Raw genomic sequence first — 22,673 nt, 5'->3', positions numbered from 1 at the left:
CTTAACATGCCGGCGCCCGAACGGCGCGAACCGATAGTCAAGCATACCGACGCCGCCTTGCCCCTGCCAGCGTAGGAAATGTCCAGCAATGCAGTTCAAACGCTCTTTTCAAACGCTTGTATGTTTTTTCGTTGACAGCCCGCTGGAGGCAACCTAACCTCGGCCTCATTCTTAATGCAGGCGTATGACGTGGGCAGCATCTACCTGATTCGACATGGCCAGGCCTCATTTGGTGCAGACGACTATGACGTCCTCTCGCCGCTGGGCATCCGTCAAAGCGAAGCCCTCGGCGAGCACCTGGCCCAATTGGGGGTGCGCCTGGACCGCTGCCTGGCGGGCGATCTACGCCGTCAACAAGACACCGCACGCCTGGCACTGGCGGTCATGCACAATGCCGGTGTGGAGGTGCCACTGCTGGAAACCGACGACGCCTTCAACGAGTTCGATGCTGACGCGGTGATCCGTAGCTTGTTGCCTGGCCTGTTGCCGGACGAGCCAGAAGCCCTGCACATCTTGCGCAACGGCGCGCACAACCGCAGCGAATTCCAGCGCCTGTTTGCCCTACTGATCCAGCGCTGGCACGGCGGTGAATACGCCGGTGAAGGCTGCGAATCCTGGCAAGCTTTCACCCAGCGCGTCGATGCGGGCCTGCAGCGGGTGCTGCAGCAGGCTGGCAGCGGCGACAACATTGCGATCTTTACGTCGGGTGGGACCATCACCGCCCTGCTCCACTTGGTAACCCGTATCACTGCCAGCCAGGCGTTCGAGCTGAACTGGCAGATCATCAACACCTCGCTAAGCCAATTGAAGTTTCGTGGCCGCGAGGTGGCCCTGGCTTCCTTCAACAGCCAAGCCCACGTGCAGCTGCTGAAGGTGCCGGAGCTCATCACCTATCGTTGAGCCCCGGCCCGTGGCAACCTTGATAGGTTGTCGTAATCACTTAATAAGGAACACACCATGAGCGAAGTAGCAAAAGCCGTCGAAGCGATGAAAGCCAAGTTCAACCCTGCCGCTGCTGCCGGCCTGGACCTGGTCTTCGGTTTCAACATCACTGACGAAGACAAGCACTACGCCCTGATCGTCAAGGATGGCACCTGCGAAATCCAGGAAGGCGAAAACGCCGACGCCAACTGCACTCTGGTGCTGGACAGCGAAACCCTTAAAGGTATCGTCAGCGGCGACACCGACGGTATGCAGGCGTTCATGGGCGGCAAGCTGCGCGTCGAAGGCGACATGATGCTGTCGATGAAGCTGAGCGAGCTGTTCCCGGCCTGAGCCCTGCGCTGATGGTCAATAAAACCGAAGCCTTTAACGGCTTCGGTTTTTTTTCGCCTGGGCATTACGCCCCGCCATCAGGGGCGTTGATCGACCTGCAACACGCTGACCTATAAGGCTGTGCCAGACTTGTTCGAGTCTGTTGCGAGAATTAGATTAACCAATAATCTCTGGCTCCGATCATAAGGGAAAAGCATGACGCTCACTGACCAGTCCACCCAGGTCCGCCCCGGCGAAGAACTCGATGCCACGGTCATCGACCCCTATCTGAAGGCACACATTGCCGGCCTCAGTGGTACGCCGCGCATCAGTCAGTTCCCCGGTGGCGCGTCGAACTTGACGTACCTGGTGCAGTACCCTGAGCGCGAGTTCGTCCTGCGTCGCCCGCCGTTTGGCCACAAGGCCAAGTCGGCCCATGACATGGGGCGTGAGTTCCGCATTCTCAATCAGCTCAACAGCGGCTTCCCCTATTGCCCCAAGGCGTATGTGCATTGCACCGACGAATCACTGATTGGTGGCGAGTTCTACGTCATGGACCGGGTCAAGGGCATCATCCTGCGCTCGGACCTGCCGCCGGAACTGGGCCTGGATGCCGAGCGCACCGAAGCGCTGTGCAAGAGCTTCATCGAGCGCATGGTCGAGCTGCACCGCGTGGACTACAACACCTGTGGCCTGGGCGACCTGGGCAAGCCCGAAGGTTACGTACAGCGTCAGATCGAAGGCTGGAGCAGCCGCTACGAGAAGGCCCTGACCCCGGATGCCCCACGCTGGGAAAAGGTCATCGCCTGGCTGCGCGAGAAGATGCCGGCCGATCATCCCAAGCCTGCCATCGTGCACAACGATTACCGCTTCGACAACGTCATCCTCGATGCCGAGAACCCGATGCGCATCATCGGCGTGCTCGACTGGGAAATGACCACTATCGGCGATCCGTTGATGGACCTGGGCAACACCCTGGCCTACTGGATCGAAGCCACTGACCCGGCACCGATGCAGATGATGCGACGTCAGCCGAGCAACGCCCCTGGCATGCTCACCCGTCAGCAGTTCGTCGATTACTACGCCAAGTGCGCGGGGATCAGCATCGACAACTATGACTTCTACTACACCTATGGCCTGTTCCGTCTGGCCGGGATAGTGCAGCAGATCTATTACCGCTTCTACCACGGCCAGACCCAGGACAAGCGCTTCGCTCAGTTCATTCACATGAACAAGCTGCTGGAGCACATGAGCCTGCAGGTCATTGCCACCTCCAGCCTCTGACGACTATAACAAGGAAAAGACCATGTCCAAGACCCAACTGTTCGACCTCGACGGTAAGATCGCCTTTGTTTCCGGTGCCAGCCGTGGCATCGGCGAGGCTATTGCCCACCTGCTGGCCCAGCAAGGTGCCCATGTGATTGTCTCCAGCCGCAAGCTTGATGGCTGCCAGCAAGTAGCCGACGCCATCGTCGCCGCCGGTGGCAACGCCACGGCCATTGCCTGCCACATCGGCGAAATGGAACAGATCAGCGCCGTGTTTGCTGGCATCCGCGAACAGTTCGGGCGCCTGGACATCCTGGTCAACAACGCCGCCACCAACCCGCAATTCTGTAACGTACTGGACACCGACCTGAGTGCGTTCCAGAAAACCGTCGACGTGAACATTCGAGGCTACTTCTTCATGTCGGTCGAAGCCGGCAAGCTGATGCGTGACAACGGCGGCGGCAGCATCATCAACGTCGCCTCGATCAATGGCGTATCGCCGGGGATCTTCCAGGGTATCTACTCGGTGACCAAGGCGGCCGTGATCAACATGACCAAAGTCTTCGCCAAGGAGTGCGCGCAGTTCGGCATTCGCTGCAACGCCCTGCTGCCAGGCCTTACCGACACCAAATTTGCTTCGGCGCTGGTCAAGAACGATGCCATCCTCAACACCGCGTTGCAGCAGATTCCTCTTAAACGGGTGGCCGATCCGAAAGAGATGGCCGGTGCCGTGTTGTACCTGGCCAGCGATGCGTCAAGCTACACCACCGGTGTGGCGCTGAATGTCGATGGTGGCTTCCTGTCCTGATTGATTGGCGACATCATCGGCGCCGTGTCAGTCATTGCGCGGCGCCTGCATCGCAGGCAAAGCCAGCTCTCCCACGATGAATCGTTTACTGCGCCGGTAGCACGGGTGGTTTGTTGGCATCATTGAGCAGGAACACCACAAACTTTGCCGGCTTTTCCTGACTGGCATTACGACCGACTGTGTGCACATCGGTGGGACCTTCATAGAAGCTCTGGCCGGGGCCAAGGGTAACCTCTTTGCCGCCTCTGACGCCCATGACCACCGAACCTTCGAGCACATAGACAACGCCGTGGGCGTCGTGACGGTGCACCGGGTCGGCGCCGCCTGGCGGGTACTCCACCTCAAGCACCAACACTTCCTTACCTGGATAGTCGGGCAGCGCCTGGGTCATCACTGGCGTCACGGCGGGCGCCGGGGCCTGCGCCTGAACTGACGTAGCGCTCATCAAGGCTGCAAACAAAAGCAAAGGCTGGATGCGCATCTCGCTCTCCTGATCCGATGATCAACGTTGCACCGGTGTGTTCGCCAACCAGCTCTGAAAATCCAAAGCCCCCAGCCGAGCATCGGCTGCGGGGGTCAGCGATTGATCATCGATGGGAGCGCCGAAGTAAGTCGCTTGAGGGTCGGCGATCACTTCACGGGCGTCCTGATGGTGCTTCAAATAACTACGCACGAAGTCCACCAAGGGTTTGCGCTCAGGCCCGGCGACTTCTACCGTGCAGTTGGCAGGCGCTTGCTCGACAAGGTCGGCCAGTGCCTGAGCAACATCAGCCGAGGCTACCGGTTGCAACGCGGCGGTGCTCAAACGCACCAGGTTGGCGTCGGCGCCGGAATAAGCAATAGCCCCCATGAATTCGAAAAACTGCGTGGCGCGCACAAGGGTAAAGGGCACGCCCGACTGTTTGATCAGGTCTTCCTGGGCCATCTTCGCCCGAAAGTAGCCGCTGGCGAGCATGCGCTCGGTTCCGACAACCGAAAGCGCGATGTGATGCCCCACCCCGGCAGCTTTCTCAGCAGCAAAGAGGTTGCGCCCACAGGTTTGGAAAAAAGCCAACACGGCAGCATCATCGAACGACGGGGAGTTGGCCACGTCAACGACCACGTGCGTGTCCGTCAACGCGTCCTCCAGGCCTTCACCTGTCAGGGCATTGACTCCGGTTTGCGGCGAAGCGGCCAGCACTTTATGCCCCTTCGTTCGCAAGATGGTGCATAGCTGGGTACCGATCAGGCCAGTACCACCGATCACGACGACTTTCATGACTGAGTCTCCCGCATAGGGGGCGGCAGGCATTATCGACGCCGCAGGAAGACGGACCTGCCGGACGGATGAGGGCCTGCTGGACGGTTGTATTGCAACCCTCCATGCTAGCCGTAGTTTGCGTCGCCACGCGTCAGTGCGGACCAGTGGTTGGCGGGTCCGCTCGCCAGCAAGACTGGCTCGCACCGGGAAGATTCTGGGTTAATTTCGATCAGAAGCGCTCATCCTGTATCGCTGGCAAGGTCAGCTCTCGCACAAAGCTGGCCGACGATAGGCTCAAGGCCATGCGCACCACTTGAACCACATCATGCAGCGGAATCAACTGCCCCTCTCCCCGCTGCTCGGCCTCCTCACGCGGGGTGGCCAGCGGGTCGTCGGTGTTCAGGTAACCCAAGTTCAAACAGGTCACACCCAGCCCCTGCTGGCGATAGCCCTCACGCAGGGTATCGGCGATACAACGCAGGGCGAACTTGGAGGCGCCGAATGCCACTTCCGGACGTCCGCTACCTGCCAATCCCGAGGTTGATCCAGTGAGGATGATCCGTGGCCGGGAACTTTGCAGCAGTCGCGGCAACAAGCGCTTGAGCAACAACAACGGGGCACTGATATTGCAGGTGACGATGGCCTGTATCTGCGCATCGTCATCAGTGAGAAAGTCATACGCCGAGGTGAACGCCTTTTGTTCCCAGATACCCAGGTTGTAGATCAGGGTGTCCAGCCCTTGCTCCTTGAGGGCCTGTTCGAGGATTTCTACCGCCTGCACAGGCTGCAGAAGATCAGCTTCGATCCACTGCAACTGAACACCTGGCTGGGCTACAAGCCCTTCAGGCCTGCTACGCGACACGCCAATCAGGCTATCACCGGCCTCGCCCAAGCCCTCGATCAACGCCCTGCCCAACCCTTTGCTTGCCCCTACCACCATGGTTCTCATCGCCTGTCTCCTGACGTGGCTTGCATGCTCAATCAGGCATGCGAACAGAGCCTTAACGAATTGGCAATTGGCCAGCTGTATCCAGATATGTAGCCACAGCTATGCCAGGTAACGCCGGAACCATGCCAAGGTTCGCTCCCAGGCGAGGTTCGCTGCCGCTTCGTCGTAGCGTGGGGTAGAGTCGTTGTGAAAACCGTGATTGGCGCCGGGGTAGATTTAGGCTTCGTAGGTTTTGCCGGCCGCCTTCAGTGCCTGTTCATAGGCTGGCCACCCCTCATTGATGCGCGTGTCCAGCTCGCCATAGTGCAGCAGCAACGGTGCCTTGATCTTCGGCACATCCTTGGCGTCAGCCTGACGGCCATAAAAAGGCACTGCGGCGCCCAGCTCCGGATACGCCACCGCTGCAGCATTGGCCACTGCGCCGCCATAGCAGAAGCCGGTGATGCCAACCTTGGCGGTGGCCTTGGGGTGTTGCATCAGCCATTCGATAGCGGCGAAGAAATCGTTCATGAGCTTTTGCGGGTCGACCGTGGCCTGGAGCTCGCGGCCCCTGTCGTCATTGCCAGGGTAACCCCCCACCGAGCTCAGCCCATCGGGCGCCAGCGCGATAAATCCGGCCTTGGCCAGACGCCGGGCAACGTCTTCGATGTAGGGATTGAGGCCGCGGTTCTCATGGACCACGACAACCCCCGGCACGTTGCCTTCGACCTTGGCCGGGCGTACCAGGTAGCCACGGACCTGACCATGGCCCTTGGCTGACGGGTAACTGACATACTCGGCAAGGATGTCCGGATCAGTGAATTGCACCTGCTCGGCCAGGGCATAGTTCGGGCTCAACGAGGCCAACAAGGCGCTGGCCGTCATCCCAGCGAAGGTGAAGGCCGCCGCGCGGTCGAGAAATTCGCGTCGGTTGATCCGACCGTGAGCGTAATAGTCATAGAGTTCGAGCAATTCAGGGGCAAAATGGCTGGCGGTGAGACGTTCCATGGCTGCGCACTCGGTGGAGTCAGTCGGGGTACGGGGGATCAGCTTGATTAAAGCAGGCGTGCCCGACCCTCGCGCTTATCCGCACAGGCTGTGCCACCAGGCTTGTGGCAAACAACCGGGGCTGGCGACTCGTATTGATGATCGGCAGGAAATTGCCGCGGTTGGCAACACGGGCGGCACCTGCATGAGACCGCCGTGTAGCCAACCGATCGCGGGGCACTGTGCAAGCGGGCTTGCCCCGCGATGGGTTCTGCACACACCTCAAGCAATAGCACTGCCCCGGGTGTCCGTCTGACTACGCCCCAGGCGCTGCTCTTCTCGCACCTGGCCGACCAGGGTAAATACGTCATGACAGGTGGTCAGGCTGTCCAGGCGCACTTCGGTGACGATCAAGTCGTCGCCCTGCCCTAGCCGGATGGTCAGCCATACCCCATCAGCACAGGACACCTCACAGCAGTCTGGCTCGAACGCCCGCTCGATGAGCTGGCGCAGCTCAAGGGTGGAAACGCCAATCAATGACATGGTGCGATCCTCGTAGTGGAAAGCCCAAAGCTTCAAGTACCACCAACAAGCCAGTGTACGCCAATTGATAATGCTTGGCGCTGAGTGAAATTCGATTGAATTTTTCCACCGATCCAACACTCATTCATTGCAGTGGAAAGACTTTTCCGGTCACTGATTGCAAAGGATCGTCAACGCCCTATGAACAACGCAAACCTTTTCGTGATCAACTATCAACTGCATGGCACCCCCAAGTCGTTCATCATTCGTGCCGAGCGGATGGACAATGCCGAGGCCTGGCACTGGGCAAGCTGTGATGCCGGGGTTGGCAAGATTCCACGCTCCAATCTGGATAAAGTGAAAAAAGTCAGTAAACCCTTGGCTGAGCGCTACGGCATCACCGAGGTGACCTGGCGTCAATCTGGCTGAGGCCCGCTGAGCGATGCCCACAAATGTTGGGCCGCGTAAGCTCGCCAGGGTTGCCAATGCAGGGCGCGCTCAGCCAGCGGTGTCTGCTCGGGCTCCAGCAATCGAATAGCCTTGAGCAGCGCCACATCGCCCAGCGGAAACGCATCGCCATCACCGAGTTGGCGCAGGGCCAGGTACTGGGCGCTCCAAGGCCCGATACCACGCCGCAAACACAGGCGTTTTACCCAGGTTTGCAGGTCGCTGTCGGCCTGCAGTAGCCGTGGATCGTCGAGCATGGCCCTTGCCATGCCCGACAGGGTTGCCGCTCGCGAACGGGGCATGCCCAGGTCACTGAGATCGACCTCAGCGATGGCTTGTGGCTCAGGAAACACATGAGTCAGGCGCTTATCAGCAGCCAGCGCGGAGGCTAATGGTCGACCATGGCGAGCGACCAGGCGCCCGGCCAGGGTGATTGCCCCAGCAACGCTGATCTGCTGGCCCAATACCGTGCGCATCACCTGCTCGAACGCCGCCCAGCCACCCGGCACGCGCAATCCCGGACGCTGTGCGATCAGTCGTGCCATCAGCGGGTCGCGGCGCAATTGACCTTCAATCAACGCCGGGGCAGCATCCAGATCAAACACCCTGCGCAGGCGTGCGACCATGCCTGGCAACAGCGCTGCCGGTAAACCGTGAATACGCACTGCCAGGCGCTGTCCACTCACCGGGCGACATTCAATAATGCCCTGCCGCCCTGCAAATACCACGGTACGCCAATACGCACCGGCTTCGAGCACCTCGATGGCCGGGATCGAGCGCGCCTTTAAAAAACTCAGCATCGATGGCCAATGATACGGCGCACGGTAACGCAACCACACGGTCAGCACCGTCCGGCTCTTTATGCTGCGGCTATAGCCTTGAAGGGAGGTGAGCGCTTTCATCCGGGAATCATCGCCTGTTGTTCGACACCAACAGGGATCTTACAAAGAATTTCGCGCAAACGGCGAAAAGCACCGCAGCCAGGCGCTGTGAGCGCCCAGCTGCGGTGCGCAGAACGGCGTTACTTGCCGTTGGTGAGGGTGTTGTAGCTGGTGATCAGGTTGCGGTAGTCCGGGATATGGTTGGAGAACAGTGTGCCCAGACCTTCAATGTCGTTGCGCCAGTCGCGGTGCAACTCACAGGCCAGACCGAACCAGGTCATCAGTTGGGCGCCGGCTTGCGACATACGGTCCCAGGCCGAATCACGGGTCAGGGCGTTGAAGGTCCCCGACGCATCAGTGACCACAAATACATCAAAACCTTCGGCCAGGGCCGACAGTGCCGGGAACGCCACGCACACTTCGGTCACTACACCGGCGATGATCAGTTGCTTCTTGCCGGTGGCCTTGACCGCCTTGACGAAGTCTTCGTTGTCCCAGGCGTTGATCTGGCCAGGACGGGCAATGTACGGCGCGTCCGGGAATTGTTCCTTGAGCTCGGGTACCAGCGGGCCGTTGGGGCCGGTCTCAAAACTGGTGGTGAGAATGGTCGGCAAGTTGAAGTACTTGGCGAGATCACCTACAGCCAGCACGTTGTTCTTGAACTTGTCGGGATCGATGTCACGCACCAGTGACAGCAGACCGGTCTGGTGGTCGACCAGCAGGACTGCAGCGTTGTTCTTGTCCAGACGTACGTAGGGCTTGCTCATGGTCTAACTCCTTGCATAGGTAGGCCGGTGCCCTGTAGCACCGGACATGAGGGATCAGCGTGCCGAATCCAGCTGTTCGTGTTCGTTGGCGACTTGCTGCGCCTTGAGGTAGCTTTCGATCAACAATTGGTAGTGTGGGAACACTGCACTGTAGGCCTCAGCCCACTGTTGCGCGTCTGGACGGTTCCAGGTGCGCTGAACTTCCGAGCAGACCGCAGCGGTGTCCATCGGTACCACGCCAGCCTGCATGACACGGGCCAAGGTGATTTCTTCGGCCATCTTCGAGTAGGTGCCACTGGCATCGATCACCGCGAACACCTGATAGCCTGCCGCGACGGCGCTGATGCTTGGGAACGCCATGCACACACTGGTGATCGTACCGGCGATGATCAGCTGTTTTTTACCGGTGGCCTCTACTGCCTTGACGAACTCTTCATTGTCCCAGGCATTGATTTCACCTTTACGAGCAACGTACTTGGCATGCGGTGCAGCCTCGTGAATTTCAGGGATCAACGGACCGTTAGGGCCCTGTGGCACGGAGGCAGTGGTGATCACCGGGATCTTGGCCAGGCTTGCAACCTTGGCCAGGGTAACGGCGTTGGCGCGCAGTTCGGTCATGGGCATATCCTTGACCGTCTGAAACAGACCACTCTGGTGATCGATCAGCAACATCGCGGCGTTATCAGGATCGATCCGCGGGACCTGGCCATTGAAATTGGCAACGTTGGCAAATGTACTCATGACACATTCTCCTTGAGGTCAAACTGCGAGTTGTGCCCGCAGCCCAAGTCAAAGGCCGCCGAGGGCAGCCTTCGGGTTATTGAGCGTAGCTCTAGTTGTGTGAGGCGCCCGCCCCACTCATCTGGCCGAAACGACCGGCCTTGAAGTCTTCAAACGCTTCGGCAATTTCGGCCTCGCTGTTCATCACAAACGGGCCGTAACCGACGATGGGCTCGTCCAGCGGCTCGCCACTGAGCAGCAGCACCGACACCTCGGTTTGCGCTTCAAGCAGCAACTCGTCACCGGCACGGTCGAACAGCACCAGCTGTGCAGGGCCGACGGCACGCTCACCGTTGACCAGCAGTTTGCCGCGCAATACCACCAGCGCCGTGCTGCGTCCTGCAGCGCTAGGCAGGCGCACTGGAGCACCCGGCTTGAGCTGCAGGTCCCAGACATCCATCGGCGTGAAGGTCTGCGCCGGGCCTTTGTGACCACGGTACTCGCCGGCGATGACCCGCACGTTACCGCTGCCGGCCCCCAGCGCTACGCTAGGAATATCGCTGGCAAGCAGAGTCTGGTACCCCGCCGCTGCCGACTTGTCCTTGGCGGGCAAGTTGACCCACAACTGCACCATCTCCAGCGTGCCGCCCTTGGCCGCGAATGCCGGCGAATGGAACTCCTCATGGAGAATGCCGTTGGCTGCGGTCATCCACTGCACATCGCCCGGGCCGATCAGGCCGCCTGCACCGGTTGAATCCCTGTGCTCCAGTTCGCCCTGGTAGACGATGGTCACAGTCTCGAAACCGCGATGGGGATGCTGGCCGACTCCACGGCGCGCCGTGGTTGGGGTGAAATCGTGGGGACCGGCATAGTCCAGCAGCAGGAACGGACTGATGTGCTGTGCCAGGTTGTCGTAGGTAAACAGGCTACGTACTGGGAAGCCGTCACCGACCCAATGTGGGTTGGGGCTGCTGTAGACGCCTTGAATCTTTTTCATGAGATTGCCTCCTCTCGTGTATGGGTACACCTTACGAGCGCAACAGCATCTGCGGTAGATCGGTTAAACTGCCTTCAGCGTTCCATATGGAGAACACTGGTGGAAGACCTTAACGACCTTTACTACTTTGCCCAGGTAGTCGATCACGGTGGCTTTGCCCCGGCCGGTCGCGCCCTGGACATGCCAAAATCGAAACTCAGTCGACGCATCGCCGGCCTTGAAGAACGCTTGGGTGTACGGCTGATTCATCGCTCGACCCGGCACTTTTCAGTGACCGAAATCGGCCAGGCCTATTACCGCCATTGCGTGGCGATGCTGGTAGAAGCCGAGGGTGCCGCCGAACTGATCGAACGCAACCGTGCCGAACCACAAGGGGTGGTGCGCCTGAGTTGCCCGACGGCCCTGCTGGATTTCTGGGTGGGGGCCATGCTGACCAAGTTCATGGTCCAGTGCCCACTGGTGCAATTGCACGTTGAAAGTACCAATCGCCACGTCGACCTGATTCAGGAAGGTATCGACATCGCATTACGCGTGCGGGTGCCGCCGCTGGAAAGCAGTGACCTGGTGATGAAGGTACTGGCGCGCAGCACCCAGCACCTGGTGGCCACACCTGAATTGATCCAACGCCTGCCGGAACGCCCGGTGCCAGCGGACCTCACCAGCCTGCCGAGCTTGCATTGGGGTAATCCGCAGCGTGATTACCACTGGAACCTGCAAGGCCCGGATGGCGCCAGTGCCAGCCTGCGGCACACTCCACGGCTGGTCACCGATGACCTGGTGGTGTTGCGTCAGGCTGCGCTGGCCGGGGTTGGCGTCGTGCATTTGCCACTGGTGGTGGTACGCGAAGACCTCGACGCTGGCCGCCTGGTTCACGCCACGCCCAACTGGGCACCACAGTGTGGCGTGGTGCATGCGGTGTTCGCTTCGCGGCGCGGATTACTGCCCTCGGTGCGCAGTTTGCTGGACTTTCTTGCAGCAGAGTTTGAGGCCAGCGATATCGCCTGATGATCGCGGCTGTTGCCGCGATCAGTTCGCCTGCAGGAAGGCTTGCACTTGCTCGCTGCAGGCCGTCGGATCTTCCTGCATAAAGCAATGCCCCCCGGCCACCTGCTGCGCCGTGACCTGGCGATTGTCCTGCGCCCAACGCTGCACAGACTGCGGCACGAAGGGATAGGTGTCCTCGCCATAAAGCACCAACGTCGGTGTTTGCACCCGAGTCAACGAGGCCCACATGCGTCGTGGAAATGAGCTGAAGATTTCCACTTCGCGGCTGGGTCGGCATTTAAGTACCACGCCTTCGCCACAATCACCGATGGCATGGTCTAGGTAGGACTGCAAGCCCGGCTCGCTCCAGCCTTTGAAAATCCCCCGGCCTTCCAGCGAAGCACGTGCGGCGCTGCGGTCGGGCCAATGACTTCGACGGTTCGCGGCCTTGCGCGCCAAGGCATGACGGCGGTGCAGGCCAACCAGCGCAGCGGCGCCCATGATGCCCATCATCGAGCGGCTGAACAGCACCGGGTCGAGCAATACCGCCCGCTCAAACAACTGTGGCTGACGCGCCAGCATCAGCCCGGTCAGCACGCCGCCAAAACTGTGGCCAACGGCAAAGCGTGGCACATCGGCGTATTCCCCACGGCCTGCTTCGAAGGCCTCGATCGCCAGTTCGGCCGTGCGATTCCAGCCCTGGAACGGGCCGCCATGATCACTGTCGCCATGGCCCTGGACATCGCACAGCCAGAGGTCGAAGTGTTCGGCCAGGCGCGCCAGCAATGGCTGGTAGACCAGACAGCAAAAGCCATTACCGTGGAGAAAGTGCAGCAACGGTTTGCCGCTGGCGGCTGAGCGCCAGCCGCGCAAGGTAAAGCCAGCACTTGTGTCATGGGACCAGGGAATCAACTGCATGTGCCAGCGTACTCATTCAGGAAAAGCTCGATTCTACAAACAGCAGCGGGTAAAGCGATATCACCAACAGCGCTGCCATCAACATATTGAACGCCATCAGCCAACGTGGCTTCTGCAACACGCTGCGTAGAGCGCTACCAAACATCACCCAGACACAGACGCTGGGCAGGTTGACCAAGGCAAACACCGCCGCGATCACGATCACGTTGGTGACATAGCCTTGGGCAGGTGTATAGGTAGTGATTGCCCCTACTGCCATGACCCAGGCCTTGGGATTGACCCACTGAAACGCCGCCGCGCCCCAAAAACCCAAGGGCTTGCGACTCGCGGAGCTGCTCACCGACAACGGCCCGGAGGTGGCGATTTTCCATGCCAGGTATAACAGGTAGGCTGCCCCCACATAACGCAGCACCGTGTAGATCGGCGGGTACGCCTTGAACACCTCACCGAGGCCAAAGCCCACCGCCAGCACCATGACCATGAAGCCAACACTGATGCCCAAGGCATGCGGGATCGAGCGGCGCACACCAAAATTCACCCCGGAGGCCAGCAACATAGTGTTGTTGGGCCCGGGGGTGATTGAAGACACAAAAGCGAACAGCACAAAGGCAGTTATCAGGTCGAGTGAGCTGAGCATGACAGGCATTCCAGGGAGGGTCAGGGCTGTGATTGACACTAACGGAGTCCTGCCATGGCCAAGCCATACAGTTGCTAAAAATAATGCCGCTACACTTGACTGTCCTAGTTACTCGAGCGCCTCGGCGACAAACTCCAAGCGGTCCTGGCCGAAGAACATCTGCTCGCCGACAAAGCAGGTGGGCGCGCCAAATACGCCACGACGCACTGCTTCTTCGGTCGTAGCCTTGAGCGCCTCCTTGACCTGAGCATCAGCACACCAGGCCTGAATCTGTTCGGGGTCGAAACCAACTTGCTGCAATACAGCCGCCAGCTCGCCAAGGTCACCCAGATTGCGCTGCTGCTCCCACAACGCCGGGAATACAGCTGCCAGGAAGGCCTGCAAACGTTCAGGCTGGAACACCTGCACAGCGGTGGTCGCACGCATCAAGTTGAGGGTATTGATTGGAAACCCCGGCGGGAACGCCAGGGTCACGCCGTAGCGTTTGGCATAACGCTGCAAATCCACGAACACGTGACGTGCCTTGGCCGGTACAGTAACCGGCGAGGCATTGCCGGTGGCCTGGAACACCCCGCCCAGCAGCATCGGCCGGTACACCAGTTGCGCATCGTGGCGTTCGCACAGCGCTGGCAATTGTGTCCAGGCCAGGTAACTGGCTGGGCTGCCGAGGTCAAAGAAAAATTCGACGGTCTTGCTCATTGCACGGCTCCTTATTGTTGTGAGGGCTTACCAGGGTTCCATCCACGGCCGCAGATCGAGCTCGAAGGTCCAGGCATCACGCGGCTGTGCGTGCAGGAACCAATAGCTGTCGGCAATGTGTGCGGGATCAAGGATGCCGTCCTGCGCTTTAAGCGCATAGCGCTCTGGGAAGCTGTCACGAATAAAGGCGGTGTCTATGGCACCGTCCACCACCACGTGCGCAACATGAATGTTACGAGGCCCCAGTTCCCGGGCCATGCTTTGCGCCAGGGCGCGGATGCCATGCTTGGCCCCGGCGAATGCGGCAAAACCAGCAGCCCCCCGCAAACCGGCAGTGGCCCCAGTAAACAGGATAGTCCCGCGTTCACGGGTAACCATGCGTCGCGCCACTGCCTGAGCGGTCAAGAAGCCAGCGAAACAGGCCATTTCCCAGATTTTGAAGTACTTGCGCGCCGTCTCGTCGAGAATACTGCAGGGCACGTTGGCGCCAATGTTGAACACGAAGGCTTCAATCGGCCCCAGGGTAGTTTCAATCTGCTCGACCAGCGCCGCCACCTCCTCTTCCTTGCGCGCATCGGAGGCAAAGCCGTGAGCTTCACCGCCCTCGGCACGAATCTCGTCCACCAACGGCTGCAGTTTGTCGGCGCTGCGCCGGGTCACGCAGGCGATATAACCCTCGCGGGCAAAGCGCTTGGCAATCGCTCCACCCGTTGCATCGCCGGCCCCCACGACCAACACCACTTTTTTGCCTTGAGTCATTTATCGCCCCCATTGGTAAACGATCATTTAGTAAACGAACGCTATGCTATGATTCAGGCTTCGTCAAGCCAGTAATCGGGAGCAGGTCGGCGTGCGCTACTCCACCACCCACAAAGAACAAACCCGGCAGAAACTGCTGGAAAGCAGCGGCGCCCTGGCCAAGCGCGGGGGCTTCAATGCCACCGGCGTGGCCGGGCTGATGAAGGCCATCGGCTTGACCGGCGGGGCCTTCTATAACCATTTCCCCTCCAAGGACGACTTGTTCAGCGAAGTCGTGCGCCGGGAGTTGTCCAACAGCCCCATGGCCCAGCAACCGATGAACCGCCAACGGCTTGAGCGGTGCCTGGACCAGTACTTGAGCCTGGCCCATGTGCACAATCGCGAAGGTGGCTGTGCAATACCGGCGTTGGGTGCCGAGATTGCCCAGGCGCCGCTGCCGGTACGGGAAGAAGCCGAACACTGGCTGCGCACCCTGCACCAGGCCTGGGCCGATACCCTTGACGATCCGCACCTGGCCTGGGCATTGCTCAGCCAATGCGTGGGGGCATTGGTGATCGCGCGCATGCTGGCCAACGAAGACAGCCAGCAGGAAGTACTCAAGGCCTCCCGTGAGTTTCTTGCCGAGGCCCTGCATGAAAGGCCTTGAACCCCTGCTGCTGAGTCTTGCCTTGCTCACGCCCCTCGGTGCCCTCGCTGCTTGCCCGGCCGGTCAGTATGAAATCTGCCTGGGCAGCTGCATCTGTTCACCCGTCGACCCCGGCCAGGCCGGCACCGTGCTTGACGACCTCGGCCGCATGGCCAGCAGCTCCCTGGCCGTGGCATTGCAACAGGCACGCGATAGCGCGGCGGCCGGTACGGTCATGCCGATTCCGCTGCATATTCGTGCTCAGCTTGAACCTTTCTATGATTTTCAGGTGCTCGATGCGGCGCGCTACAAAGTCGGTGACCAGCAGGCGCTGGACAGCGCCAATGCCCTGCTGCAAAACCCGGACGTCAATGCCGTGACCCTGATCGACATTATCGTCTTCCGACATCAGGCCGATGCCGAAGACAACGTCGCCCTCTGGGCCCATGAACTGCACCATGTGCAGCAATATCAGACCTGGGGCGTGGCAGAATTCGCCCGGCGCTACTCGCGCGACTTCGATGCGGTTGAAGCACCGGCCTACGAGATCCAGGCAAACGTCAGCAAAGTCCTGCGCGAACGAGCGTCCGGCCAGGCGCGCTGAACTACACTTACTAGTTGCCCCAAAAGAAATGGCCCGAGGTCGTCGCTGGCAGTGACGGCCCCGTTGACGTTGGACTTCTATCAGGAGCACACGCAATGGACGAAGCCAAGCTGCAGGACTTCATGGGAAAACTGGTCAACGACATGGGCGCAGCCGCCCTGCTGGCCAACCTGATTCTCGGTGATGAATTGGGCTTGTATCGGGCCATGGCCGATAGCCAATTCATCACCCCCGAACAACTGGCCGAGAAAACCGGCTGCAACGCCCGACTGTTGCGCGAATGGCTCAGCGCGCAGGCGGCCTCGGGCTATATGCAACACCAGGATGGCCGCTTTCGCTTGCCCGAAGAGCAGGCCATGGCCCTGGCCATCGAAGACTCACCAGTGTATGTCGCCGGTGGTGCGTCGGTGATTGCCAGCCTGTACCACGACAAAGACAAACTGGTGGCAGCCATGCGCGGTGACGGCGCGCTGCCCTGGGGCGACCATCACCCGTGCATGTTCAGCGGCACCGAACGTTTCTTCCGTCCCGGCTACCGCGCGCACCTGGTGGCTGAGTGGCTGCCGACCTTGACCGGGGTGATCGACAAACTGCAAAGCGGCGCCAAAGTCGCTGACGTCGGCTGCGGCCATGGTGCCTCAACCGTAATCATGGCCCAGGCGTTTCCTGCGTCGCAGTTCTTTGGCTATGACTATCACGGACCGTCGATCAGCGTGTCCGGCCAGCGCGCCGCCGAAGGCGGTGTTGCCGATCGCGCGCAGTTCATCCAGGCCAGTGCCAAGGACTTTCCCGGCAAGGACTTTGACCTGATCTGCTACTTCGACTGCCTGCACGACATGGGCGACCCGGTGGGTGCCGCCCGCCATGCCTTCGAAGCGCTCAAAGACGATGGCTCGGTGTTGCTGGTCGAACCCTTTGCCCATGACAGCCTCGATGAAAACAGCACACCAGTGGGCCGCCTGTTCTATGCGGCCTCCACCTTTATCTGCACTCCCAACTCGCTGTCTCAGGACGTCGGTCTTGGCCTTGGGGCGCAGGCTGGGGAAGCGCGCTTGCGGGCAGTGTTCGAAGAGGCCGGCTTCAAACACTTTCGCCGGGCCACTGAAACACCCTTCAACCTGATCCTCGAAGCCCGCAAGGTGTAAGTGGCGCGTACTGCCACTCAGAAACGGGTACCCACCACCCAACGACCTACCTACAGCGTCTGCGAGCGTTCTGCGCTCGCAGACCGCCCACTTGCAGTAACAAAAAACCGGTTGCAAGATATGGAATCAATATCTACGGTAGATACAATTTCCACGTTAAATGCCACTAAATAGCCTCGGACAACGCCCACCGTACGTCTAGAACAGGAAAACCATGATGACCTTCGACGGAGATCTTCTTCCAGGACTGTTTGCCCACATCCAGCAAGCCCATGATGCCTTGCGTCCCGCAGTGGCGGTCACACCATTGAGCCATAGCCCCGGATTGTCGGCGCTCAGTGGCTGCGAGTTGTACTTGAAATGCGAACACCTTCAACACACGGGCTCTTTCAAGTTCCGTGGTGCCAGCAACAAGGTGCGTTTGCTCACTCCCCAGCAGCGCCAACAGGGAGTGATCACCGCCTCTTCCGGCAACCATGGCCAGGGCGTCGCCTTGGCCGGTCGTAACGCCGGCGTGCCGGTCACCGTGTATGCCAGCAGCAGCGCATCGGCAGTGAAACTCGACGCCATCCGCGCCCTTGGCGCACAGGTCATCACGTTGGACTGCGACCCACTGAGCGTCGAACTGGAGGCGGCCCGTCAAGCACAGCTGCAAGACAAGCACTTCGTCTCGCCCTACAACGATCAGCAGATCATTGCCGGCCAGGGCACCATTGGCATGGAACTGATGGCGCAGCAGCCACAACTTGATGCAGTGTTCGTGGCGGTTGGCGGTGGCGGCATGATCTCGGGAATAGGTACCGCACTGCGTCAACTCAAGCCGCAGTGCCAGGTGATCGGCTGCTGGCCAGCAAACGCACCCACCCTGCAGCGCTCGTTACAAGCCGGACGCATCATTGAGATGGAGGAACAGGAGACCTTGTCTGACGGCACCGCAGGGGGTGTCGAAGCCGATAGCATCACCTTTCCCATCTGTCAGCAGGTCATCGACGCCACGGTGCTGGTCAGCGAAGCAGAAATCCGTGCGGCGATGAAAGCCGTGGCCGCTCACGAACGCTGGATCATCGAAGGCGCTGCGGGTGTGGCCATGGCCGGCGCGCTAAAAATGGCAGCAGATTTTCAGGGTAAACGGGTCGCAGTGATCCTCTGCGGTCGCAACATCATGCTGGAAAAGTTCCTTGGAGCCGTGCAATGAAACTGTACAGCCGCCAGCACCTCGAACGCAGCATGGATTACAGCAAAGCGGTGCAGATGCTCGAAGCCGGCTTCATTGCCTTTTCTCGGGGCCAGGTTCAGGTGCCGGCGGTGCAGTGCTTCGACTTTGCCCAGCATAACGGCGATTGTTGCGTAAAGTCTGCCTACATCAGTGGCGAAGACTGCTTTACCGTGAAAGTCTCTACCGGCTTTTACGACAACCCCCGCAAGGGCCTGGACAGCAACAATGGGCTGATGCTGGTGCTGTCGGCGCGGACCGGGCTGCCCCTGGCGCTGCTTCAGGATGAAGGCTGGCTGACATGCCTGCGTACTGCATTGGCCGGCCAGATCGTTGCCCGACACCTGGCACCCAGGGAGGTACAGGCCATCGGTATTCTCGGCACCGGGATGCAGGCCAGAATGCAGTTGCAGCACCTACTGCCAGTGACCTCCTGCCGTCACGTAGTGGTCTGGGGCCGCCAGTCAGCAGCACTTGAACACTACCGCGCCTTTGCCGAGCAATTGGGTTGCCAGGTTGAAACCACGCTGGACGCCGAGTATGTGGCAGCCAAGGCCAACCTGATCGTCACCGCCACGCCCTCGCGCACAGCCTTGCTGCGCAGTGAGTGGATACGCCCGGGTACGCACATTACAGCCGTGGGCGCTGATGCCCCGGGCAAACAGGAACTTGATGCTGCGCTGCTGGGTAAGGCCGATCGACTGTTCGTCGACGCCCTCGCGCAATGCAGCCACTATGGCGAAAGCGCGCACGCCCTGAGGGCCGGACTGATCGACATCGACAAGCTGCTGGAACTCGGGCGATTGCTCAGCGGCGAGGTCGAAGGCCGCAGCAATGATCACCAGATTACCCTGGCCGACCTCACCGGCGTTGCGGTGCAGGATGCACAAATCGCACAGTGCGCCCTGGCATGCTGTCTGGCCGACTAGCCTTGCTTTATGGCTTTCACGTATTTGTACACCGTGGCGCGCCCCATCGACAGGACATTGGCAACATAGTCAAAGGCGCTGCGGCCCTCAAACGCACCTTCATGGTACAGCGCCTCGACCAGCGCGCGCTTATGCTCGCGGTCCAAGGCATTGAGCCCCAGGTTATGGCGCTGCAGCCAAGTGTGCAGAAACGTATTGATGCGCTCCTGCCAGTCATCACGAAACAACGCTTGTGGTTGAGGGATCAACCGGCTGGCCTGGAAAAACAGCAGCAAGGCATCCTTGGCCTGCTCCAGCACCGACACATTCAGGTTGATGCACAGCAGCATCTGCGCGGCGCCTTGCTCATCAAGCAGCACACTGCTGATGGAGCGAATTTTCTGGCCGTCCCAGTTGAGCTTCTCGTAAGGCCCTAGACTAAGCGCCGAGTCGAGATCAGCGGGGAGCGTCTCAAGCGCCGAATCGTCGCCGATCTTGCGCTTGGAAATATTGTTGGCAATGTAGACAACCGACTGGCTGCGCAGATCATGCAGGACGACTTCTGCGTGTGGAAACAGCAGGGTCGCAATACAGTCGGCAATGGTCGTGTAGTTCTTGATACGCAGTGTTTCGGGCCCAACCTGTGAACTCATTGGCTACTCTCGGAAACGAATACAGGAGATTTCGTACGCCGATGCTGAGCGTTGTCATGCGCAAAGGCAATCATCATCGCCTGTATTGGCCTCAGTGCGAGGCAATCGCGCGCAGAGCGCTAATCCTCAACCGCAGGAAAATGCCGACAACTCTTACGCTCAGCCAGCTCCTTGTCACTCGGGCGCTGCTCGACGAACACCGCGTGGCCGTCCTTGTAGATTTCCAGGTAACCCCATACCAAGTCTTCTTCACGTTGACCCGGTTCTGGTGGCTCACGCCACCAAGGCTCTCGACTGATCAGTTCCATGGCTAAGGCTCCCATTGAAAACATGCCTTCACTATAGACAGTGACTACCGCGGCAGGCCTGCCCTAATCCGGTGCAAACCCACTAGAATGGGCAACCTATTCCACCCGGCGACTTCCATGGATATCGAGCTGGCCCGCACTTTCCTTGAAATCGTCCGCAGCGGCAGCCTGATGGCGGCTGCCGAACGCCTGCACGTCACCCAGACCGCCATCACCGCTCGGGTGCAGAAACTGGAGCAACAACTGTCCTGCCAGTTGTTCATCCGCAGCCGCAGTGGCGCCAGCCTGACGGCCGATGGCGAGGCATTCGTGGTCTACGCCAACCAGTTGGTGCAAACCTGGGAGGCCGCCCGCCGTGACCTGCCGCTGCCTGAAGGCTGCCACCAGGTGTTACACATCGGGGGCGAAGTGAGCCTGGGCAACCCGATGGTGCTCGACTGGGTCAGCGCCCTGCACCGGACCATGCCCAGCCACGCCATCCGCAACGAAGTCAGCGACGGCGAATCATTGCTGCGCAAACTGGAGATGGGTGTACTCGATGCGGTACTGGTCTACCAACCCACTTATGGGCCTGGCCTGCAGGTTGAGCAATTGATGGAAGAAAAGCTCATCCGCATTCGCCGCAAGGACAAACCCGACCCCTACATTTACATTGACTGGGGTCAGGCCTTCCGCCGCCAACACGACGCCGCCCTGCCGGAATGCGCGCGCCCTGCCCTGAGTTTCAACTTGGGCCCCCTGGCCTTGCAGTTCATTCTCGAGCATGGTGGCAGTGGCTACTTTCGCACCCGCGTGGTCCAGAGCTACCTGGACCGTGGGATCTTCGAACGCGTGCCACAGGCGCCGGAGTTCACCTACCCAACCTACCTGGTGCACGCCCGCGATCGAGACACCGCCGCGCTGCAACAGGCCTTCAGGGTGTTGCGCCAACTGGTGGCCGACGGTGAGAGCGACTGGTCACAGCGCTGTGACCCGGTGATCTGAGGGGGCTGCGGCACTGAGCAAATGGCGCTTGAGCCCGGCGATCAGATCGGTCTGAGTAATCACTCCGACCAACTGCTGGCCATCGAGCACCGGCAAACAATGCAACCCCTGCTCGCTCAGCAACGGAATCAACGCCACCGCTGGCTCAGTGCTGCGCACAGTGATCACCGGTCGGCTCATGATCTGTTCAACCCGCACGTGCTGCCGGTGCAACAGCCCCCGCCAACTGAAGCGCCCCTGCGCCATCGCCGCCCCGGCCAAGTCGCTGAGGGTGACAATTCCCACCATCTGCTTGTGCTCATCCAGTACCGGCAGCGCCTTCAGATGATGACTTGATAGCTGCTGCCAAGCCTGCTGCAAGGTCATCTGGGGGGTTGCCTGCTGAACATCGCGCGACATCACAGACGCGGCAGTAATACCGCCAAGGCTACGCTGCAAGGCATGCTGTTCGGTGGCGAGGATGATCCGCTCTAGCTCATCACGGGTGATATCGACAAACTCGCCAAGCTCCTCCAGCGCCTGATCCAGGTCGGCGCCACTGACCCCGACACGCTCACCGGGCAGTGCATCGTTGGTATGGTGCAGATCTTTGCGCGGTGCAGCGGTCTTGGGATAACGCACCCCGGTCAAACGGTTGTAGATCACGGCGACCGCGACCAGCACTAGAGCGTTGAGCATGATCGGCTCAAACACCCGGTCACCCAATGCCGTGAGCGTCGAATCCGCCAGCACCACACTCACCGCCACCCCGCCGCCTGGCGGGTGCAGGCAGCGCAACAGGCACATAACCACCAGTGCCAGGCCAAGGGCCAAGGCTGCCACCCAGAGTGCCGAGCCGAACCAATGATGCAGCACCAACCCCACGACCGTCGCACTGGCATAGCTGCCGACGAAGGGCCAAGGCTGCGCCAGCGCCCCGGAATGCACGGCAAACAACAGCACCGCCGAGGCCGCCAGGGGGCCGAGCAGGTGCAGCGCGACGGCACTGCCAAAGGCATAACTGCAGGCCATGCCCGCCAGAAACAGCCCGAGCAAGGCGCCGAAGCCTGCGCGTAACCATTCTTTCGGGGGGATGTTCAGAGGGGCCGGCAATAGCCGGACAAACCAGTTGTTCAGACGGCGGGAAGACATGGGGAAATCAGGCACCTGGCAGTAAAAAAATGCCCGGCCAAAACGGCTGGGCTGAGTATTGCGAAGGCAATACCTAAAAGGCTCCGTCCATGGAGATGGAATTTTTTCGCTTGTAGGCCAAGCGTGGCGGGGATTTTGCCGGGGATGCGTGAGGGGGTGGTAATTCAAAAAAATGAGGGGTGGCAGCAATATTTTTGAGGGATGACCCTGCCCAGGTAGGCGCGAGTCGGAGTGCACAGGTCCATTGTGGTCGTCAGTCTTGCTGGCGATGGCATCGGCGCGGTGCCA

General features: G+C 60.2%; 27 protein-coding genes and 1 pseudogene. 12 read left to right on the top strand and 16 right to left on the bottom strand.

The genetic code is table 11. The annotated features are described in order from the left end of the window. Positions 1-189: 189 nt before the first annotated feature. From CX511_RS12115 to CX511_RS12100, 4 genes are all read left to right on the top strand, one after another. Positions 190-900, top strand: a complete 711-nt coding sequence (locus tag CX511_RS12115) for a histidine phosphatase family protein (protein ID WP_101293350.1) — start codon at positions 190-192, stop codon at positions 898-900. A gap of 57 nt (positions 901-957) precedes the next feature. Continuing rightward, positions 958-1,275, top strand: a complete 318-nt coding sequence (locus CX511_RS12110; protein ID WP_101293303.1) for an SCP2 sterol-binding domain-containing protein — start codon at positions 958-960, stop codon at positions 1,273-1,275. Between the two features lie 195 nt (positions 1,276-1,470). Then, positions 1,471-2,538, top strand: coding sequence for a phosphotransferase family protein (locus CX511_RS12105; protein ID WP_045179965.1), 1,068 nt, complete (start codon positions 1,471-1,473; stop codon positions 2,536-2,538). 22 nt (positions 2,539-2,560) lie between these two features. Continuing rightward, positions 2,561-3,328 carry an SDR family oxidoreductase gene (locus CX511_RS12100; protein ID WP_045179963.1) on the top strand — a complete coding sequence of 256 codons (768 nt, stop codon included), beginning with the start codon at positions 2,561-2,563 and terminating at the stop codon, positions 3,326-3,328. A gap of 85 nt (positions 3,329-3,413) precedes the next feature. Here the strand turns inward: CX511_RS12100 and CX511_RS12095 are convergent, their stop codons facing one another. The 5 genes and pseudogenes from CX511_RS12095 to CX511_RS12075 form a co-directional block, all read right to left on the bottom strand. Next, entirely contained in the window at positions 3,414-3,809 is a 396-nt protein-coding gene (locus CX511_RS12095) for a cupin domain-containing protein (protein ID WP_101293304.1), read from the bottom strand. A gap of 21 nt (positions 3,810-3,830) precedes the next feature. After that, on the bottom strand, positions 3,831-4,586 hold the full coding sequence (locus CX511_RS12090; RefSeq protein ID WP_045179959.1) for an SDR family oxidoreductase: 756 nt from the start codon (positions 4,584-4,586) through the stop codon (positions 3,831-3,833). A gap of 211 nt (positions 4,587-4,797) precedes the next feature. Next, complete coding sequence (locus CX511_RS12085) at positions 4,798-5,517, bottom strand: SDR family oxidoreductase (RefSeq protein WP_101293305.1); 720 nt, start codon at positions 5,515-5,517, stop codon at positions 4,798-4,800. A gap of 99 nt (positions 5,518-5,616) precedes the next feature. Next, positions 5,617-6,504, bottom strand: a pseudogene (gene yghX / locus CX511_RS12080) (YghX family hydrolase). Between the two features lie 261 nt (positions 6,505-6,765). Beyond that, positions 6,766-7,026 (bottom strand): DUF1652 domain-containing protein, encoded by a 261-nt coding sequence (locus CX511_RS12075; RefSeq protein WP_045179954.1) that lies wholly within the window; start codon positions 7,024-7,026, stop codon positions 6,766-6,768. Positions 7,027-7,206: 180 nt separating this feature from the next. On the opposite strand from CX511_RS12075, the gene CX511_RS12070 reads away from it, so the two are divergent. After that, positions 7,207-7,434 (top strand): DUF6555 family protein, encoded by a 228-nt coding sequence (locus CX511_RS12070; protein ID WP_045179953.1) that lies wholly within the window; start codon positions 7,207-7,209, stop codon positions 7,432-7,434. Here CX511_RS12070 and CX511_RS12065 read toward each other — a convergent pair. From CX511_RS12065 to CX511_RS12050, 4 genes are all read right to left on the bottom strand, one after another. Continuing rightward, entirely contained in the window at positions 7,422-8,354 is a 933-nt protein-coding gene (locus tag CX511_RS12065; RefSeq protein WP_177409701.1) for a DNA-3-methyladenine glycosylase family protein, read from the bottom strand. The two genes, CX511_RS12070 and CX511_RS12065, sit on opposite strands and share 13 nt — an antisense overlap. A 119-nt stretch (positions 8,355-8,473) precedes the next feature. Next, complete coding sequence (gene ycaC, locus CX511_RS12060) at positions 8,474-9,100, bottom strand: isochorismate family cysteine hydrolase YcaC (RefSeq protein WP_045179951.1); 627 nt, start codon at positions 9,098-9,100, stop codon at positions 8,474-8,476. 54 nt (positions 9,101-9,154) lie between these two features. After that, positions 9,155-9,841 (bottom strand): hydrolase, encoded by a 687-nt coding sequence (locus CX511_RS12055; protein WP_045179949.1) that lies wholly within the window; start codon positions 9,839-9,841, stop codon positions 9,155-9,157. Positions 9,842-9,932: 91 nt separating this feature from the next. Beyond that, positions 9,933-10,817, bottom strand: a complete 885-nt coding sequence (locus CX511_RS12050) for a pirin family protein (protein WP_101293306.1) — start codon at positions 10,815-10,817, stop codon at positions 9,933-9,935. A gap of 96 nt (positions 10,818-10,913) precedes the next feature. Between CX511_RS12050 and CX511_RS12045 the strand changes: the two genes are divergently transcribed. Then, positions 10,914-11,822, top strand: coding sequence for a LysR family transcriptional regulator (locus CX511_RS12045; protein ID WP_082071280.1), 909 nt, complete (start codon positions 10,914-10,916; stop codon positions 11,820-11,822). A gap of 21 nt (positions 11,823-11,843) precedes the next feature. Here CX511_RS12045 and CX511_RS12040 read toward each other — a convergent pair whose 3' ends face one another. From CX511_RS12040 to CX511_RS12025, 4 genes are all read right to left on the bottom strand, one after another. Then, positions 11,844-12,719 carry an alpha/beta fold hydrolase gene (locus tag CX511_RS12040; protein ID WP_045179943.1) on the bottom strand — a complete coding sequence of 292 codons (876 nt, stop codon included), beginning with the start codon at positions 12,717-12,719 and terminating at the stop codon, positions 11,844-11,846. Between the two features lie 16 nt (positions 12,720-12,735). Next, positions 12,736-13,365, bottom strand: a complete 630-nt coding sequence (locus CX511_RS12035; RefSeq protein ID WP_177327741.1) for a LysE family translocator — start codon at positions 13,363-13,365, stop codon at positions 12,736-12,738. Between the two features lie 99 nt (positions 13,366-13,464). After that, positions 13,465-14,055, bottom strand: coding sequence for a 2-hydroxychromene-2-carboxylate isomerase (locus CX511_RS12030; RefSeq protein WP_045179939.1), 591 nt, complete (start codon positions 14,053-14,055; stop codon positions 13,465-13,467). Positions 14,056-14,082: 27 nt separating this feature from the next. Then, entirely contained in the window at positions 14,083-14,814 is a 732-nt protein-coding gene (locus tag CX511_RS12025; RefSeq protein ID WP_101293307.1) for an SDR family oxidoreductase, read from the bottom strand. A gap of 91 nt (positions 14,815-14,905) precedes the next feature. Between CX511_RS12025 and CX511_RS12020 the strand changes: the two genes are divergently transcribed. The 5 genes from CX511_RS12020 to CX511_RS12000 all read left to right on the top strand — a co-directional run bounded on the left by CX511_RS12020 (position 14,906) and on the right by CX511_RS12000 (position 19,330). Then, the gene (locus CX511_RS12020; RefSeq protein ID WP_045179935.1) at positions 14,906-15,460 is read left to right on the top strand and encodes a TetR/AcrR family transcriptional regulator; all 555 of its coding nucleotides are present in this window, start codon (positions 14,906-14,908) and stop codon (positions 15,458-15,460) included. Beyond that, positions 15,447-16,043, top strand: coding sequence for an eCIS core domain-containing protein (locus CX511_RS12015; RefSeq protein WP_101293308.1), 597 nt, complete (start codon positions 15,447-15,449; stop codon positions 16,041-16,043). The genes CX511_RS12020 and CX511_RS12015 overlap by 14 nt, the downstream gene beginning before the upstream one ends. Positions 16,044-16,138: 95 nt before the next feature. Further along, positions 16,139-17,188: a class I SAM-dependent methyltransferase gene (locus tag CX511_RS12010; RefSeq protein ID WP_045179931.1), complete on the top strand. Its 1,050-nt coding sequence runs from the start codon at positions 16,139-16,141 to the stop codon at positions 17,186-17,188. A 217-nt stretch (positions 17,189-17,405) separates the two neighbouring features. Further along, positions 17,406-18,383: a threonine/serine dehydratase gene (locus tag CX511_RS12005; protein ID WP_045179929.1), complete on the top strand. Its 978-nt coding sequence runs from the start codon at positions 17,406-17,408 to the stop codon at positions 18,381-18,383. After that, complete coding sequence (locus tag CX511_RS12000; RefSeq protein ID WP_101293309.1) at positions 18,380-19,330, top strand: ornithine cyclodeaminase family protein; 951 nt, start codon at positions 18,380-18,382, stop codon at positions 19,328-19,330. Before CX511_RS12005 ends, CX511_RS12000 begins: the two co-directional genes overlap by 4 nt. Here the strand turns inward: CX511_RS12000 and CX511_RS11995 are convergent. Together CX511_RS11995 and CX511_RS11990 are read right to left on the bottom strand one after the other, a co-directional pair. Continuing rightward, complete coding sequence (locus CX511_RS11995; protein ID WP_045179925.1) at positions 19,327-19,962, bottom strand: helix-turn-helix transcriptional regulator; 636 nt, start codon at positions 19,960-19,962, stop codon at positions 19,327-19,329. The two genes, CX511_RS12000 and CX511_RS11995, sit on opposite strands and share 4 nt — an antisense overlap. Before the next feature lie 119 nt (positions 19,963-20,081). Next, positions 20,082-20,270 carry a hypothetical protein gene (locus CX511_RS11990; RefSeq protein ID WP_101293310.1) on the bottom strand — a complete coding sequence of 63 codons (189 nt, stop codon included), beginning with the start codon at positions 20,268-20,270 and terminating at the stop codon, positions 20,082-20,084. A gap of 117 nt (positions 20,271-20,387) precedes the next feature. Here CX511_RS11990 and CX511_RS11985 point away from each other — a divergent pair, with 117 nt between their 5' ends. Next, the gene (locus CX511_RS11985) at positions 20,388-21,254 is read left to right on the top strand and encodes a LysR family transcriptional regulator (protein WP_045179921.1); all 867 of its coding nucleotides are present in this window, start codon (positions 20,388-20,390) and stop codon (positions 21,252-21,254) included. Here CX511_RS11985 and CX511_RS11980 read toward each other — a convergent pair. Then, positions 21,228-22,385, bottom strand: coding sequence for an HPP family protein (locus tag CX511_RS11980; protein WP_101293311.1), 1,158 nt, complete (start codon positions 22,383-22,385; stop codon positions 21,228-21,230). The genes CX511_RS11985 and CX511_RS11980 overlap by 27 nt on opposite strands. Between the last annotated feature and the right edge of the window lie 288 nt (positions 22,386-22,673).

The sequence above is a fragment of the Pseudomonas sp. S06B 330 genome, from assembly GCF_002845275.2.
Classification (GTDB): domain Bacteria; phylum Pseudomonadota; class Gammaproteobacteria; order Pseudomonadales; family Pseudomonadaceae; genus Aquipseudomonas.
This window is presented reverse-complemented; position numbering and strand designations above follow the sequence as displayed.

Excerpts from the sequence above, each read along its gene's own strand:
- CX511_RS12110 (WP_101293303.1), top strand. The coding sequence starts at position 958 with ATGAGCGAAGTAGCAAAAGCCGTCGAAGCGATGAAAGCCAAGTTCAAC.
- CX511_RS12105 (WP_045179965.1), top strand. The coding sequence starts at position 1,471 with ATGACGCTCACTGACCAGTCCACCCAGGTCCGCCCCGGCGAAGAACTC.
- CX511_RS12100 (WP_045179963.1), top strand. The coding sequence starts at position 2,561 with ATGTCCAAGACCCAACTGTTCGACCTCGACGGTAAGATCGCCTTTGTT.
- CX511_RS12095 (WP_101293304.1), bottom strand. The coding sequence starts at position 3,809 with ATGCGCATCCAGCCTTTGCTTTTGTTTGCAGCCTTGATGAGCGCTACG.
- CX511_RS12090 (WP_045179959.1), bottom strand. The coding sequence starts at position 4,586 with ATGAAAGTCGTCGTGATCGGTGGTACTGGCCTGATCGGTACCCAGCTA.
- CX511_RS12085 (WP_101293305.1), bottom strand. The coding sequence starts at position 5,517 with ATGAGAACCATGGTGGTAGGGGCAAGCAAAGGGTTGGGCAGGGCGTTG.
- CX511_RS12075 (WP_045179954.1), bottom strand. The coding sequence starts at position 7,026 with ATGTCATTGATTGGCGTTTCCACCCTTGAGCTGCGCCAGCTCATCGAG.
- CX511_RS12070 (WP_045179953.1), top strand. The coding sequence starts at position 7,207 with ATGAACAACGCAAACCTTTTCGTGATCAACTATCAACTGCATGGCACC.
- CX511_RS12065 (WP_177409701.1), bottom strand. The coding sequence starts at position 8,354 with ATGAAAGCGCTCACCTCCCTTCAAGGCTATAGCCGCAGCATAAAGAGC.
- ycaC (WP_045179951.1), bottom strand. The coding sequence starts at position 9,100 with ATGAGCAAGCCCTACGTACGTCTGGACAAGAACAACGCTGCAGTCCTG.
- CX511_RS12055 (WP_045179949.1), bottom strand. The coding sequence starts at position 9,841 with ATGAGTACATTTGCCAACGTTGCCAATTTCAATGGCCAGGTCCCGCGG.
- CX511_RS12050 (WP_101293306.1), bottom strand. The coding sequence starts at position 10,817 with ATGAAAAAGATTCAAGGCGTCTACAGCAGCCCCAACCCACATTGGGTC.
- CX511_RS12040 (WP_045179943.1), bottom strand. The coding sequence starts at position 12,719 with ATGCAGTTGATTCCCTGGTCCCATGACACAAGTGCTGGCTTTACCTTG.
- CX511_RS12035 (WP_177327741.1), bottom strand. The coding sequence starts at position 13,365 with ATGCCTGTCATGCTCAGCTCACTCGACCTGATAACTGCCTTTGTGCTG.
- CX511_RS12030 (WP_045179939.1), bottom strand. The coding sequence starts at position 14,055 with ATGAGCAAGACCGTCGAATTTTTCTTTGACCTCGGCAGCCCAGCCAGT.
- CX511_RS12025 (WP_101293307.1), bottom strand. The coding sequence starts at position 14,814 with ATGACTCAAGGCAAAAAAGTGGTGTTGGTCGTGGGGGCCGGCGATGCA.
- CX511_RS12015 (WP_101293308.1), top strand. The coding sequence starts at position 15,447 with ATGAAAGGCCTTGAACCCCTGCTGCTGAGTCTTGCCTTGCTCACGCCC.
- CX511_RS12010 (WP_045179931.1), top strand. The coding sequence starts at position 16,139 with ATGGACGAAGCCAAGCTGCAGGACTTCATGGGAAAACTGGTCAACGAC.
- CX511_RS12005 (WP_045179929.1), top strand. The coding sequence starts at position 17,406 with ATGACCTTCGACGGAGATCTTCTTCCAGGACTGTTTGCCCACATCCAG.
- CX511_RS12000 (WP_101293309.1), top strand. The coding sequence starts at position 18,380 with ATGAAACTGTACAGCCGCCAGCACCTCGAACGCAGCATGGATTACAGC.
- CX511_RS11995 (WP_045179925.1), bottom strand. The coding sequence starts at position 19,962 with ATGAGTTCACAGGTTGGGCCCGAAACACTGCGTATCAAGAACTACACG.
- CX511_RS11990 (WP_101293310.1), bottom strand. The coding sequence starts at position 20,270 with ATGGAACTGATCAGTCGAGAGCCTTGGTGGCGTGAGCCACCAGAACCG.
- CX511_RS11985 (WP_045179921.1), top strand. The coding sequence starts at position 20,388 with ATGGATATCGAGCTGGCCCGCACTTTCCTTGAAATCGTCCGCAGCGGC.
- CX511_RS11980 (WP_101293311.1), bottom strand. The coding sequence starts at position 22,385 with ATGTCTTCCCGCCGTCTGAACAACTGGTTTGTCCGGCTATTGCCGGCC.